This window comes from Duganella lactea, assembly GCF_009857505.1.
Classification (GTDB): domain Bacteria; phylum Pseudomonadota; class Gammaproteobacteria; order Burkholderiales; family Burkholderiaceae_D; genus Rugamonas; species Rugamonas lactea.
In genome coordinates this window covers 102,865-117,752 of the sequence record NZ_WWCP01000004.1, presented here as the reverse complement: position 1 = coordinate 117,752, position 14,888 = coordinate 102,865, and the positions used below count along the sequence as shown (strand labels likewise).

General features: G+C 65.8%; 8 protein-coding genes. 6 read left to right on the top strand and 2 right to left on the bottom strand.

Annotated elements, in window-relative coordinates; genetic code table 11:
• The first annotated feature begins 146 nt into the window (after positions 1-146).
• Both GTP44_RS06135 and sppA read left to right on the top strand, forming a co-directional pair.
• Entirely contained in the window at positions 147-1,592 is a 1,446-nt protein-coding gene (locus GTP44_RS06135) for a sodium:solute symporter (protein WP_160991692.1), read from the top strand.
• 39 nt (positions 1,593-1,631) lie between these two features.
• On the top strand, positions 1,632-3,506 hold the full coding sequence (sppA, locus tag GTP44_RS06130; protein ID WP_161018731.1) for a signal peptide peptidase SppA: 1,875 nt from the start codon (positions 1,632-1,634) through the stop codon (positions 3,504-3,506).
• Positions 3,507-3,535: 29 nt separating this feature from the next.
• Here sppA and GTP44_RS06125 read toward each other — a convergent pair whose 3' ends face one another.
• Positions 3,536-4,789 (bottom strand): sensor histidine kinase, encoded by a 1,254-nt coding sequence (locus GTP44_RS06125; protein ID WP_160991694.1) that lies wholly within the window; start codon positions 4,787-4,789, stop codon positions 3,536-3,538.
• Positions 4,789-5,517: a response regulator gene (locus GTP44_RS06120; RefSeq protein WP_160991695.1), complete on the bottom strand. Its 729-nt coding sequence runs from the start codon at positions 5,515-5,517 to the stop codon at positions 4,789-4,791. Before GTP44_RS06120 ends, GTP44_RS06125 begins: the two co-directional genes overlap by 1 nt.
• A gap of 217 nt (positions 5,518-5,734) precedes the next feature.
• On the opposite strand from GTP44_RS06120, the gene GTP44_RS06115 reads away from it, so the two are divergent.
• From GTP44_RS06115 to GTP44_RS06100, 4 genes are read left to right on the top strand one after another with little or no spacing between them, the layout of a single operon-like run.
• Entirely contained in the window at positions 5,735-7,066 is a 1,332-nt protein-coding gene (locus tag GTP44_RS06115) for an efflux RND transporter periplasmic adaptor subunit (protein WP_160991696.1), read from the top strand.
• Positions 7,063-10,161, top strand: a complete 3,099-nt coding sequence (locus GTP44_RS06110; protein ID WP_160991697.1) for an efflux RND transporter permease subunit — start codon at positions 7,063-7,065, stop codon at positions 10,159-10,161. Before GTP44_RS06115 ends, GTP44_RS06110 begins: the two co-directional genes overlap by 4 nt.
• Positions 10,158-13,439 (top strand): efflux RND transporter permease subunit, encoded by a 3,282-nt coding sequence (locus tag GTP44_RS06105; RefSeq protein ID WP_161018730.1) that lies wholly within the window; start codon positions 10,158-10,160, stop codon positions 13,437-13,439. Before GTP44_RS06110 ends, GTP44_RS06105 begins: the two co-directional genes overlap by 4 nt.
• Entirely contained in the window at positions 13,436-14,872 is a 1,437-nt protein-coding gene (locus GTP44_RS06100; protein WP_161018729.1) for an efflux transporter outer membrane subunit, read from the top strand. The genes GTP44_RS06105 and GTP44_RS06100 overlap by 4 nt, the downstream gene beginning before the upstream one ends.
• Positions 14,873-14,888 lie beyond the last annotated feature (16 nt).

Sequence of the window (14,888 nt, the reverse complement as noted above, 5' to 3'; positions counted from 1 at the left end):
ATGGTAGCCCGATCATAATGCCTTTTCACCCATGCCAGCCGGTCACAAAACGTCAACAACTTGAGTGTTTTGCCGACCGCGCCTGGACACCCGCTGGCTCGCCGTGCGGTGTATAGTGGCGGCGATTTGAACTTCGCCGCCACACCATGTCCGCCGTTTCGCTGTTTAGCCTGATCTCCGCCTACTTCGCCCTGTTGCTGATTGTTGCCTGGCGCACCTCGCGCAACGCCAACAACGACAGCTTCTTCATCGGTAACAAAAACAGCAACTGGCTGCTGGTCGCTTTCGGCATGGTCGGCACCACGATGAGCGGCGTCACCTTCATCAGCGTGCCGGGCGCCATTGGCCGCGACGGTTTCGGCTACCTGCAAGTGATCCTCGGCTATGTGCTGGGCTATATCGCTGTCATCGCCGTTTTGCTGCCGCTGTACTACCGCCTCAAGCTCACGTCCATCTACACCTATCTGGCGCGGCGTCTCGGCCCGCGCTCTTACCAGAGCGGTGCGGCGTTCTTTATTCTGTCGCGCACCCTGAGCGCGTCGGCGCGCCTGTACCTGGTGGTGAACATCCTGCAGATGACGATCCTCGACAGCATGGGCGTGCCGTTCTGGCTCAGCACCGTCGTCATTCTGGCGATGATCCTGCTGTACACCTACGAGGGCGGGGTCAAGACCATCGTCTGGACCGATACGCTGCAAACCGCCGGCATGGTGCTGAGCCTGGTCATCTGCACCGGCTGGCTGCTGCATGCAATGGACCTCGGCCCGCTGGCCAGCCTGGCGCGCATGCATGAACAAAATCTGACCCGCGTGCTCACCACCGCCATCGACAGTCCGGCCAATGTGTGGAAGCAGGTCGGCGCCGGTTTCTTCATCGTGCTGGCCATGACCGGCATGGACCAGGAAACCATGCAGAAGAACATCTCGGTCAAAACGCTGCGCGACGCGCAAAAGAACATGGCGCTGATGACGATTGTGCTGACCGTTGTACTGGTACTGTTCATGTACCTTGGCGGGCTGCTGTACCTGTACGCGCCGGCGGCCGGTGTGACGGCGGTCGGCGACAAGATCTTCCCGGCGGTGGTGATGGGGCACATGCCGGCGGCGCTGCAACTGATCTTCTTCATCGGCCTGATTTCGGCGCTGTTTCCCAGCGCGGACGGCGCCATGACCGCGCTGACGTCCTCCTTCAGCATCGACATCCTCGGCGTGCAGCGCCGCACCGACCTGACCGAGGCGGCCAAGACACGCTTGCGCCACCGTGTGCACCTGGCTTTCTGCGCCATTTTCCTGGCGCTGGTGCTGCTGTTCAAATGGGTGGACAACGCCAGCATGGTCGGCCTGGTGCTGAAGCTGACCGGTTATACCTACGGGCCATTGCTGGGCTTGTTTGCCTTCGGTATCCTGACCCGACGCGCGGTGCGCGACCGCTGGGTGCCAGTGGTGGCACTGGCCGGACCGGTACTGTGCTATGTTATTGATTTCAATCAGGAAGTGCTGTTTGGCAGTTATCGCATCGGTTTGGAGTTGCTGATCCTGAACGGATTGATCGTCTTTACCGGCCTGATGCTTGTTTCAAAAAAACAGCAATAGCAGTATCATCATTGCAAATTACGCAACCATGGAGTGTTGATGAGTCAATCCCCGTTTTCCTATGTCCGTCGTGGCTTCAGCTTTTTCTGGCGCGCGCTGGACGCCAGCCGCCGCACGGTGCTGAACCTGATTTTCCTGGCGCTCGTGCTGGTGCTGCTGTATGCGATCTTCGGCGGCGGCGCCAAGCCGCTGCAGCCCAAGACCACGCTGGTGCTGAACCTGAAGGGGCAACTGGTCGAGCAGTCCAGCGTCAATGCGACCGACGCGCTGCTGGCCAATGCGCGCGGCGGTGACGTGCACAAGATGATCCAGTTGCGCGACGTGCTGGCGGTGCTGGACAACGCCGCCAAGGACCCGAACATCGGCGGCGCGGTGCTGCTGGCCGACGACCTGCAAGGCGGTGGCCAGGCCACGCTGCGCGAAGTGGCCAGCGCCATCGACCGTTTCAAGGCCGCCGGCAAGCCGGTGGTGGCGTGGGGCGCCAGCTATGATCAACGCCAGTACCTGCTGGCGGCGCATGCCAACGAGGTGTATCTGCACCCGATGGGCATGGTGATGATCGAGGGCTTTGGCCGCTATCGCAATTACTACCGCGACGCGCTGGACAAGCTGGGCATCACGGTCAACCTGCTGCGTGTGGGCACCTACAAGGCCGCCGCCGAACCGTACATCGCCAACGGCCCGTCGCCGGCCGCCGCCGAGGCGGACGCCTATCTGTACAACGCGCTGTGGGCTTCGTACACCGACAACGTGGAAAAGGCGCGCAAGCTGCCGCAAGGGCAGATCATGAAGACCATCAACGACCTTCCGCAGCAAGTGGCGGCGGTGAATGGCGACCTGGCCAAGCTGTCGCTGTCGGCCAAGTTTGTCGACGGTCTGAAAACCAGGGATGAAATCCGCGAGATGATGGTCAAGCGTGGCGCGCCGGACGCGGAAGGCAAGAGCTTCCGCCAGGTGAGCTTCGAGGACTACCTGGCGCGCGTGCCGCGCAAACTGACCGGCGACGCCGTCGGCGTGATCGTGGCGCAGGGCGAAATCAGCGACGGCACCGCCGGTCCGGGTTCGATCGGCGGCGATTCGACCTCCAAGCTGATTCGCGCCGCGCGTGAGGACAGCAGCATCAAGGCTGTGGTGCTGCGCGTCGATTCGCCTGGCGGCAGCGCCTTCGCTTCGGAGCTGATCCGTCGCGAGCTGGAACTGACGCGCGCCGCCGGCAAGCCGGTGGTGGTTTCGATGGGCAACCTGGCGGCATCGGGCGGCTACTGGATTTCGATGTCGGCCGACGAGGTGATCGCCGAGCCGAACACCATCACCGGTTCGATCGGCGTGTTCGCGCTGCTGCCCACCGCCGACAAGGTGGTCGACAAGCTGGGCATCCATACCGCCGGTCAGCCGACCACCTGGCTGGCCGACGCCGGCAACCCGCTGCGTCCACTGGACCCGCGCTTCGGCCAGGTGATCCAGGGTAGCGTCAATCATATCTACGCGGAGTTCACCGCCCGCGCGGCCCAGGCGCGCAAGACCACGCCGGCCAAGATCGACGAAGTGGCACAGGGCCGCGTGTGGACCGGCGCGCAGGCCAAGGAGCGCGGCCTGGTCGATCGTCTGGGCAGCTATGGCGACGCGCTGAAATCGGCGGCCGCGCGCGCCAAGCTGGCGGGCGACTACCGTGTGGTGTATGTGGAGCGCGACATCAGCAAATTTGATCGCTTGATCGAGATGGTCGGCGGCGGCACGGCGCAAGCGGTGGCGCAGGCGGTGTCGGCGCAACTGAAACTGGGCGCCGCGGCGACCACCGGCCTGCCGCCAAGCGCGGCGACCGAGGTGGCCGGCGACTTCGCCTGGTTGTCGGAACTGACGGCGAAACGCAAGCCGTTCACCGCCATCACCCACTGCCTCTGCGAATCGCCGTAACGTCGTTCCCGCGTTCGCGGGAGTGATGGTCAGGCCAGCGGCAGCTGTACCTCAAAGCAGCTGCGTCCATCCCGCATCAGGACGCAGCGCGCTTCGCCGCCATGGCGGCGGGCGATCTGCCGCACCAGCGCCAGACCCAGGCCCGCACCGGTGTTATCCAAAGTGCCGCGACGACGGAAGAAGGGCTCGAACACGCGCTCGAATTCCGGCTCCGGCACGCCCGGACCCTTATCCCACACACGTAAAATCGCCATGCCATCGGCGCGGGTGATCTGCACACTGGCCGGCGGCACGCCGTGCCGGTGCGCGTTTTCCAGCAGGTTGCGCAACAGGCGCCGCAACAGGCGCGGATCGCCGTTCATCACGGCCGATTCGCCATCCAGCACGGCATCGTCATAACGCGCGCATTCTTCGGCCGCCAGTGCCAGCAGGTCCAGCTCCTCGGTGTCGGTGTTTTCCTGAATCGCGCCCAGGCGGCTGGCCAGCAGAATTTCATCCAGCAGGTGATTCAGCTCGGCGATGTCCTGTTCCAGGCCGGCGCGGCGTTTCGGATCGATGCCTTCCGGGATCAGCTCCAGCGCCAGGCGGATGCGCGCCAGCGGCGTGCGCAGCTCGTGCGAGGCGTTGGCCAGCAATGTCTTGTGCGCGCCCACCAACTGTTCGATCTGGTCGGCGGCGCGGTTGAAGCTCTGCGCCAGTCGCGCCACCTCGTCCTTGCCCTCGACCGGCACGCGCGTGGTCAGCTTGCCGTCGCCCAGTGATTCGACACCTTGTTGCAGTCGCTCCAGCCGCTTGGTCAGATGGCGTACCAGCGGGAAGGCGGCGATGCCGATCCCCAGCGCCACCAGCATCAGCGCGTTGTGCAGCATGGCCTTGGGCCGGGTGAAACCCAGCGGCTCGCTCGACAGCAGCTTGCGGCCGTCCGGCAGGCGCACGAAGGACTCCGGCGGCGGCCCGGTCATGCCTTGCTTGCGCCAGTGGCGCGCCGGGATCATCTCGCCGACCACCGCCAGCGGCTGCCAGTCGCGCGTGTAGAGGGTCATGTGGGCGTTCATGCCGTTGGCCATGCGTTCCAGCGCGGCCTGCTGTGCCGCCGGCGGCGCGCCGGGCGGCGCCAGCATGTTGGCCACCAGCTTGGACAGCGTGATGTTGGAACGCTCCAGCGGGCTGCCGCTGCGGTTCCAGATCTGCGTGGTGGCGATGGCGAACAGCGCCAGGATGAACAACAGCGCCACGTAAAAACGGATGTACAGGCGCGGCAGGCCCATGCTGAAGCGCTTCATCAATCCTGCACCTTGGCGAACAGATAGCCGGCGCCGCGCACGGTGATGATGCGGCGCGGCTTTTTGGGATCGTCTTCAACGCCGGCGCGGATGCGCGACATGTGGACGTCGATCGAGCGGTCGAAGGCCTCCAGCGGTTCGCCCTTGAGCAGGTCCATCAGCGCGTCGCGCGACAGCACGCGGCCGGCGTGTCTGGCCATCACCAGCAGCAGGTCGAACTGGTAGGCGGTCAGGTCGCAGGGCTTGCCGTCGAGCCGCGCCGCGTGTGCGGCCGGGTCGACTTCCAGGCGGCCGAAGCGCAGCACGTTGGCGTTGGCGGCCTCGCCGCCGGCGCGCGCCGTTTCGCCGCCGCGCGGATCGACGCGGCGGCGCAGAATGGCGCGCAGGCGCGCCAGCAATTCGCGCGGTTCGAAGGGCTTGGGCAGGTAGTCGTCGGCGCCGATTTCCAGGCCGACGATGCGGTCGATGGCGTCGCCGCGCGCGGTCAGCATCAGCACCGGCACGTCGGAGGTGGCGCGCAACTGGCGGCAAACGTCCAGGCCATCCATATCGGGCAGCATCAGGTCGAGGATCACGGCGTCGATGTCGGCGGCGGCGATGTGGTCCATCGCCAGGCGGCCGGTGGGCGCATGGGTCACGCGGAAGCCCGATTGGCCCAGATATTCGGTCAACATCTCCGCCAGGCGCGGGTCGTCTTCCACCAAAAGTATGCGGTCTGCAGGATTCATGAGTCCATTTTACGTCAGCGCCTTGCAGCACCGATGTCACCCCGGTAAAGAAATGTAAAGCCAAGTGAAAGATAAGGGTGCAAACTGCTTGGATTTGTAGCCAGATTGTATCGTGGTTGTTCAGCCCACTGACACCGTGTAAGCCTTGTGCTAGAGTCCCGGCAATGAGGCCATGGCGCGTTTGCCATGCACCCGCACGACCACAAAAAGGATAACGATGGATTCGCAAGCCAAGCCGACTTTGAATGCCAACCCTCCCAAACGCAGCCGCAAGTTTCTCGGCAGCGTGATCGCCGTGGCCGTGATGGCCGCCCTGGGCGGGCTGGCGTGGTATCTGACGCACCAACCGGTGGCGCCGGCCGGTGGCGCCAGTGCGCAAGGTCCGGGCGGTCCTGGTCCAGGTGGTCCGGGTGGTCCGGGCGGCGGTGGACGCCGCGCGCCGGCCACCACGGTCGGCGTGGCGACGGCGGAGAAGGCCGATATTCCGGTCACGCTGGAAGCCCTGGGCACGGTGATGGCGGCGGCCACCACCACGGTGCGTCCGCAAGTCTCCGGCATTCTGCAAAGCGTGTTGTACAAGGAGGGCCAGATGGTCAAGGCCGGCCAGGTGCTGGCGCAGATCGACCCGCGCCAGTTCGAGATGGCGCTGATGCAGGCCACCGGCACGCGCCAGCGCGATGAGGCGCAGCTTGAAAACGCCAGGCTGACGCTGAACCGCTACCGCACCTTGCTGACCCAGGACTCGATCGCCCGCCAGGACGTGGACACGCAGGCGGCGCTGGTCAAGCAGCTCGAAGGCACGGTCATGACCGACAAGGCGGCCGAAGGCACGGCGAAACTAAACCTGGGCTACACCAAGGTGGTGGCGCCGATTTCCGGCCGGGTGGGCTTGCGCACTGTGGATATCGGTAACCTGGTCGGCTCGACCGACACCAACGGCATCGCCGTGATCACCCAGTTGTCGCCGATCGACGTTGAATTCTCGATCCCGCAGGATAGCGTGCCGGCGGTGGCGCAGCGCGTCAACCAGGGCGCGTCGCTGCCGGCGCTGGCGCTGGACCGCACCCGCACCAATACGCTGGACAGCGGCAAATTCCACGCGATGGATAACCAGATCGACACCTCGACCGGCACGGTCAAGGCCAAGGCGCGCTTCGCCAACGTTAAAACGGCGCTGTTCCCGAGCCAGTTCGTCAACGTGCGACTGGAGCTGAACACCATCAAGGACGCCATCATGGTGCCGGTGACCGCGCTGCGCCACGGCGCCAAGGGCGATTTCGTCTACGTGCTGAAGGAAGACAAGACCGTCACCGTGCGTCCAGTCACGCGTGGCGCCTCGACCGTCGACAAGGTGCAGATCACCGATGGTCTGAAGCTGGGCGAACAAGTCATCACCGAAGGCGCCGACCGCCTGAAGGAAGGCGCCAAAGTCACGCTGCCAGGCGCCAAGCCGGCCGGCGCCGGCGCAGGTACGGGCGCCGAGGGCAAGCAGCATCACCGCCACAACAAGGACGGCGCCGCCAAACAGGAAGGCGCGGCGAAACAATGAGTCCATCCGCACCATTCATCCAGCGTCCGGTAGCGACTTCGCTGCTGATGCTGGCGATCGTCCTGGCGGGCATCGTCGGCTTCCGCTTCCTGCCGCTGTCGGCGCTGCCGCAGGTGGACTTCCCGACCATTCAGGTGCAGACGCTGTACCCGGGCGGTAGCCCGGAGGTGATGGCGCAGACCGTGACCGCGCCGCTGGAGCGCCAGTTCGGCGCCATGGCCGGCCTGTCGCGCATGAGCTCCACCAGCGCTTCCGGCGTTTCCATCATAACCCTGCAGTTTGGCCTGGGCCAGTCGCTGGACGTGGCCGAGCAGGAAGTGCAGGCCGCGATCAACGCCGGCTCCTCGCTGCTGCCGACCGATTTGCCGGCGCCGCCGATCTACGCCAAGGTCAATCCGGCCGACGCGCCGGTGATGACGCTGGCGATCACCTCCGACACGATGCCGCTGACCGAAGTGCAGAACATCGTCAACACCCGTCTGGCGCTGAAGATCAGCCAGGTCTCCGGCGTTGGCCTGGTGACGCTCAGCGGCGGCCAGCGTCCGGCGGTGCGGATTCAGGCCGATACCAACGTGCTGGCCTCCTATGGCCTGGGCCTGGACACGCTGCGCACCGTCATCAGCGCCGCCAACGCCAACGCCGCCAAGGGCAGCTTCGACGGCCCGACGCGCGCCTACACCATCAACGCCAACGACCAGCTGGTGACGGCCAAGGATTATAAAGACCTGATCCTGACCTACAAGAACGGCGCCCCGGTGCGCCTGAACGACGTGGCGCGGGTGGTCGACAGCGCCGAGAACGTGGAACTGGGCGCCTGGGCCAACACCAAGCAGGCGATCATCCTCAACGTGCAGCGCCAGCCGGGCGCCAACGTCATCGCCACCGTGGACGCGATCAAGGCGCGCCTGCCGGAGCTGCAGGCCGGCCTGCCGGGCGCCATGCACGTCGAGGTGCTGAGCGACCGCACCAAGGGCATCCGCGCCTCGGTCGAACACGTGGAGATGGAACTGGTGCTGGCGGTGGTGCTGGTGGTGCTGGTGATCTTCGCCTTCCTGCATAGCCTGCGCGCGACCGTGATCGCCAGCCTGTCGGTGCCGATTTCGCTGATCGGCACCTGCGGCGTGATGTACTTGCTGGGCTATAGCCTGAACAACCTGTCGCTGATGGCGCTGACCATCGCCACCGGCTTCGTGGTCGATGACGCCATCGTCATGATCGAGAACATCGCCCGCTACATCGAAGAGGGCGAAACGCCGATGGCCGCCGCGCTCAAGGGCGCCAAGCAGATCGGCTTCACCATCATCTCGCTGACGGTGTCGCTGATCGCGGTGCTGATTCCGCTGCTGTTCATGGGCGACGTGGTGGGCCGCCTGTTCCGCGAATTCGCGATCTCGCTGGCCATCACCATCCTGATTTCCGCCGTGGTGTCGCTGACGCTGGTGCCGATGATGTCGGGCCGCTGGCTCAAAGCGCACGGCGAAGAGAAGCCAAGCCGCTTCGCCGTGCGCTTCCAGGAGTTTTTCGACTGGGTGATCGGCCACTACGACAGGACCCTGACCTGGGTGATCAAACATAGCGGCCTGACGCTGCTGGTGGCGCTGGGCACCTTGCTGCTGACGGTGCTGCTGTACATCGTGATTCCGAAAGGCCTGTTCCCAACGCAGGACACCGGCCAGTTGCAGGCGCGCCTGGAAACCAGCAAGGCCGTCTCGTATGAAAAGATGGCGACCCTGCAGCAGCAGGCGGCCAAGGCGATCCTGGAAGACGCGGCGGTTGAAAACCTCAGCTCCGTGGTCGGCGTGGATGCGGCCAACAACACCATGCTGCACACCGGCAGCATGCTGATTAACCTGAAGCGGGAAGGGCGCGGCAACCAGCAGGAAACCATGGACCGTCTGCGCAACCGCGTGTCGCACATTCCCGGCCTGACGCTGTACCTGCAACCGACGCAGGACCTGACCATCGACGCCGAAACCGGCCCGACCCAGTTCCGCGTGTCGATTGAAAGCGCGGACAACGCCACCGTCAACGAGTGGGCTACCAAGCTGGCCAACCACATGCGCACCAAGCAGCAACTGCGCAATGTGGTGTCGGATGTCGATGCCAGCGCGCCGGCGGCCTACGTCAGCGTCGACCGCGACACGGCCTCGCGCCTGTCGGTGACCGCCGCTTCGATTGACGACGCGCTGTACAGCGCCTTCGGCCAGCGCATCGTTTCGACCATCTTCACCGAAACCAACCAGTACCGCGTGATTCTGGAAGCGCGGCGCGACGACATCACCACGCCGGAAGACCTGAGCAACCTGCAGCTGAAAACCGGCTCCGGCAAGGCGACGCCGCTGTCGGCGGTGGCCAGCGTCACCGAACGCCAGGCGCCGTTGCAGATCACCCACGTCGCGCAGTATCCCGCCACCACGCTGGGCTTCGACACCGCACCCGGTGTTTCGCTGGGCACCGCCGTCGACAGCATCAAGCAGGCGGCGGCCGAGATCCAGCTCCCGGCCTCGGTCACGCTGACCTTCCTCGGCGCCTCCGGCGCTTACCAGAAGTCGCTGGACAACCAGCTTTGGCTGATCCTGGCCGCCGTGGTGTGCGTCTACATTGTGCTGGGCGTGCTGTATGAAAGCTATATCCATCCGCTGACCATTCTGTCGACGTTGCCGTCGGCCGGTGTGGGCGCCTTGCTGGCGCTGTGGATCTCGGGGCAGGACCTGGGCGTGATCGGCATCATCGGCATCATTCTGCTGATCGGCATCGTCAAGAAGAACGCCATCATGATGATCGACTTCGCCATCGAGGCGGAGCGCGACGAGGGCAAGCCACCGCGCGAGGCGATCCATCAGGCCGCGCTGCTGCGCTTCCGTCCTATTCTGATGACCACGCTGGCCGCGCTGTTTGCCGCCGTGCCGCTGATGTTCGGCTGGGGCGAGGGCTCGGAGCTGCGCCGCCCCTTAGGCCTGGCCATTTTCGGCGGCCTGATTGTCAGCCAGTTACTGACGCTATATACCACGCCGGTGATCTACCTCGGCTTCGACGCGCTGGCGCGCCGCTTCCGCGGCCAGCCGAAACAGCAAGCTGAAGGCGGTGCCGCGTGAATCTGTCCTCGCCATTTGTCAAGCGCCCGATCGCCACCGTGCTGCTGACGGTCGGCGTGGCGCTGGCCGGCATCGGCGCGTTCTTCGTGCTGCCGGTGGCGCCGCTGCCGCAGGTGGACTTTCCGATCATTTCGGTCAACGCCACCGTGCCGGGCGCCAGCCCGTCGACCATGGCCACCAGCGTGGCCACGCCGCTGGAGCGCCATCTCGGCACCATCGCCGGCGTCAATGAAATGACGTCGTCGTCCAGCACCAGCACCGCCAACGTGATCCTGCAGTTCGATTTGAACCGCAATGTGGACTCGGTGGCGCGCGAGGTGCAGGCGGCGATCAACGCCAGCCGCGTCGATCTGCCGGCCACGCTGCGCAGCAACCCGACCTACCGCAAGGCCAACACCTCCGGCTCGCCGGCGATGATTCTGGCGCTGACCTCCAAGACCCGCTCGCCGGGACAGATCTACGATTCGGTGTCCAACATCGTGCTGCAACGCCTGTCGCAGGTGACCGGCGTCGGCGACGTGGAACTGGGCGGCAGCTCGCTGCCGGCGGTGCGGGTGGAACTGAACCCGTATGCGCTGAACAAGCAGGGCCTGTCGATGGAGGACGTGCGCGCCGCCATCCAGGCCGCCAACGCCAACCGGCCGCGCGGCGCCATCCAGGGTGAGGGTCGCCGCTTGCAGATCTATACCGGGTCGGCCAACGCGGTCGGCGGCCGCAGCGCCGCCGATTACCGCCAGTTGATCGTCGGCGTGCGCAACAACGTGCCGATCCGCCTGCAGGACGTGGCGGACGTGGTGGATGGCGTCGAGGACCAGAACAATCTTGGCCTGTTCAACGGCGAGCCGGCGATTGTGGTGATTCTGCGGGCGCAGGCCGGCGCCAACGTCATCGAGACGGTGGACAGCGTGCGCGCGCAGCTGCCGATGTTGCAGGCGCAATTGCCGCCGGACGTCAAGATTCAGGTGGCCAGCGACAGCACCAATTCAATCCGCTCATCGCTGCATGAAATCGAGGTCACGCTGATCATCTCCATCTTGCTGGTGGTGCTGGTGGTCAGCGTTTTCCTGCGCAACGTGCGCGCCACCATCGTGCCGACGGTGGCGACGGTGGTGTCCTTGCTGGGCACTTTCGGCGTGATGTATATGCTGGGCTTCAGCCTGAACAACCTGTCGCTGATGGCGCTGACCGTGGCCACCGGCTTCGTGGTCGACGACGCCATCGTGGTGCTGGAAAATACCACCCGCCACATCGAGGCCGGCATGGACCGCTTCCAGGCGGCGTTGCTGGGGGCGCGCGAGGTGGGCTTCACCGTGCTGTCGATCAGCCTTTCGCTGATCGCCGTGTTCATACCGCTGCTGTTCATGGGCGGCCAGTTCGGCGCGCTGTTCAAGGAGTTTGCGATTACCCTGTCGGCGGCGGTGATGATTTCGCTGGTGATCTCGCTGACCACCACGCCGATGATGTGCGCCTGGCTGCTCAGCCCCAACGGCCACGAAGCCAAGCCGCAAACCCGCGTCGCGCGCTTCTTTGAACGCGGCTTCGACGCCATCCTGCGCGGCTACACGCACGCGCTGGACTGGGCGCTGCACAGCGTGTGGCTGGTGATGGCCAGCCTGGTGTTCGTCATCGGCCTGAATTTCTATCTGTTCGCGGCGATTCCGAAAGGCGGCTTCCCACAGCAGGACACGGGCCAGATCAGCGGCGGCATCCGCGCCGACCAGAGCATCTCCTTCCAGGCGATGCAGGGCAAGCTGCGCCAGCTGGTCAACATCATCAAGGACGATCCGGCGGTGGACACGGTGGTCGGCTTCACCGGCGGACGCCGCGCCGGCGGCGGTTTCATGTTCATCAACCTGAAGCCGGTCGGCCAGCGCGATGTGGCGGGGCAGGCGGTGATTGCGCGCCTGCGGCCCAAGCTGGCCAGGGTGACCGGCGTGAGCCTGTTCCTCAGCCCCGTGCAGGACCTGCGCTCGGGCGGACGGTCGGCCAACGCCAACTTCCAGTACACGCTGAAATCCGACAACCAGGCCGACCTGAAAAAATGGGCCAGTCGGCTGGCGGAGGCGATGAAGGCGCAGAAGTCGATGGTGGACGTGGACTCCGACCAGGCCGACAACGGCGTTGAAACCTTCGTCACCATCGACAAGGACCTCGCCTCGCGGCTCGGCATCTCCACCAGGGACATCGACAATGCGCTGTACAACAGCTTCGGCCAGCGCCAGGTGGCGACCATTTACAGTGAACTGAATCAGTATCACGTGATCATGGAAGTGCCGCGCGAATTCGCCCGCAGCCCGAATGCGCTGAACGATGTGTATGTGCCGTCCAAGGGACTGCCGTCGCCGTCGGCGTCCAATCCGAGCGGCGCGCCGAGCGTGACCACCACCACCACCTCGTCCACCGGCGCCACGTCCACCACCACCACCGCCGCCAATGTGGCCGCGCCGGCGGTGAAGGACGCCTCGTCCGGCTCGGCGCTGAGCACATCGGTCACCACCATGGTGCCGTTGTCGGCGATCGCCAGCTTCGCCGAAAGCTCGGCGGCGACCTCGATCAACCACCAGGATGGCGAACTGGCCACCACCATCGCCTTCAATCTGGCCGACGGCTACAGCCTGTCCGACGCGGCGGCCGCCATCGCCGACGCCGAGGCCGAAATCGCCATGCCGAACAATGTGCGCGGCAGCTTCGCCGGTTCCGCCAAGCAGGCGCAGGAGAGCAACAAGTCCTTGCCGCTGCTGATCCTGGCGGCGATCGTGGTGATCTACATCGTGCTGGGCATCCTGTACGAAAGCCTGGTGCACCCGGTGACGGTGCTGACCACGCTGCCGTCGGCCGGCGTGGGCGCGGTGCTGGCGCTGTTGATCTTCAAGATGGAGTTCTCGACGATTGCGCTGATCGGCATCTTCCTGCTGATCGGTATCGTCAAGAAGAACGCCATCATGATCATCGACTTCGCGCTGGAGGCCGAGCGCGCGCGCGGCCTGTCGCCGCTGGAGGCGGTGCGCGAGGCGTGTCTGCTGCGCTTCCGTCCGATTTTGATGACCACCGTGGCGGCGGCGCTGGGCGCGCTGCCGCTGGCGATCGGCTTCGGCGAGGGCTCGGAGCTGCGCCAGCCGCTGGGCGTGGCCATCATTGGTGGCCTGATCGCCAGCCAGATGCTGACGCTGCTGACAACGCCGGTGGTCTACATCCTGATGGACAAGCTGCGCCGCCGCAGCCCGTCCGAACAACAATTAAGCCGTATCCACGGCGACCAATCGCCGATTACACCATGAGCAAATACGCATCCTCTCCCCGTTATCATCTGATCGCGCTGGCCGTGGCGTCGTCGCTGCTTGGCGCCTGCTCGGTCACGCCGACTTACAAGGTGCCGGCAACGCCGGCGCCATCGGCCTACAAGGAAACCCCGAGTGATGCCGACAAGGCGGCCGCCGGCTGGACCGCCGCCGCGCCGGCCGACACGCTGGAACGCGGCCCGTGGTGGCAGCTGTTCGGCGATCCGCTGCTGAACCAGATGACCGAGAGCATCGAGGTGAATAATCAGAACGTCGCCGCCGCCGTCGCCGCGTATGCGCAGGCGCGGGCGCTGGTGGCCGAGCAGCGCGCGTCGCTGTTGCCGTCGGTGAGCCTGAACGGCAGCGGCACCCGCTCCGGCGGTGGCGGCGACAACAAAACCGCCAACCAGTACCGCGCCAACATCGGCGCCAGCTGGGAACCGGACGTGTGGGGCAAGCTGCGCGCCAATGTCAGCAACGCCGACGCCAGCCTGCAGGCCAGCGCCGCCGAATTGGCCGCCGCGCGCCTGTCGGCCCAGGGCGAACTGGCCACCAACTACTTCTCGCTGCGCCAGACCGACGCCGAGAAGGCGCTGCTGGACGCCACGGTGGACGGCTACGCGCGCGTGCTGCAGATCACGCAGAACCGCTTCGACGCCGGCATCGCCGCCAAGTCCGACCTGTTGCAGGCGCAGACGCAGCTGGCCAGCGCCCGCATCGACCAGATCACGCTGGTGCGCCAGCGCGCCACGCTGGAACACGCGATCGCCGTCCTGCTGGGCAAGCCGGCCGGCGACTTCACGCTGGCGCCGGCCGAATGGAACATCACGGTGCCGGACATTCCGACCGGCGTGCCGTCGACGCTGCTGCAACGCCGGCCGGACATCGCTGCCGCCGAGCGTCGCGTGGCCGCCGCCAACGCCAATATCGGCATCGCCCGCAGCGCCTATTTCCCGAGCCTGAGCCTGACCGGTTCCTACGGCTACGGTGCCGCCTCCACCGGCGGCTTGTTCAACGCCTCCAACAATCTGTGGTCGCTGGGCCTGACGGCGGCGCAGACGCTGTTCGACGCAGGCGCCACCAGGGCGCGCGTCAGCGGCGCCGAGGCGGCGCGCGACCAGGCCATCGCCACCTACCGGCAGACGGTGTTGAGCGCCTTCGCCGACGTCGAGAACCAACTGGCCGCGACCCGCACGCTGGCGCAGCAGCAGGACCTGCGCAAGGCGGCGTCGGAGGCGGCCGACCAGGTCGAGGTGCAGATGCTGAACCGCTACCGCGCCGGTCAGGTGAGCTACAGCGACGTGGTGACGGCGCAGCAGACCGCGCTCAGCGCCCGCCGTTCGCTGGTGCAGGCGCAGGTCGACCGGCAGACCACGGCGATCGCGTTGATCCAGTCGCTGGGCGGCGGCTGGCATGGTAATAACGGGCGATAGGCGGCCGGTTTCAGAG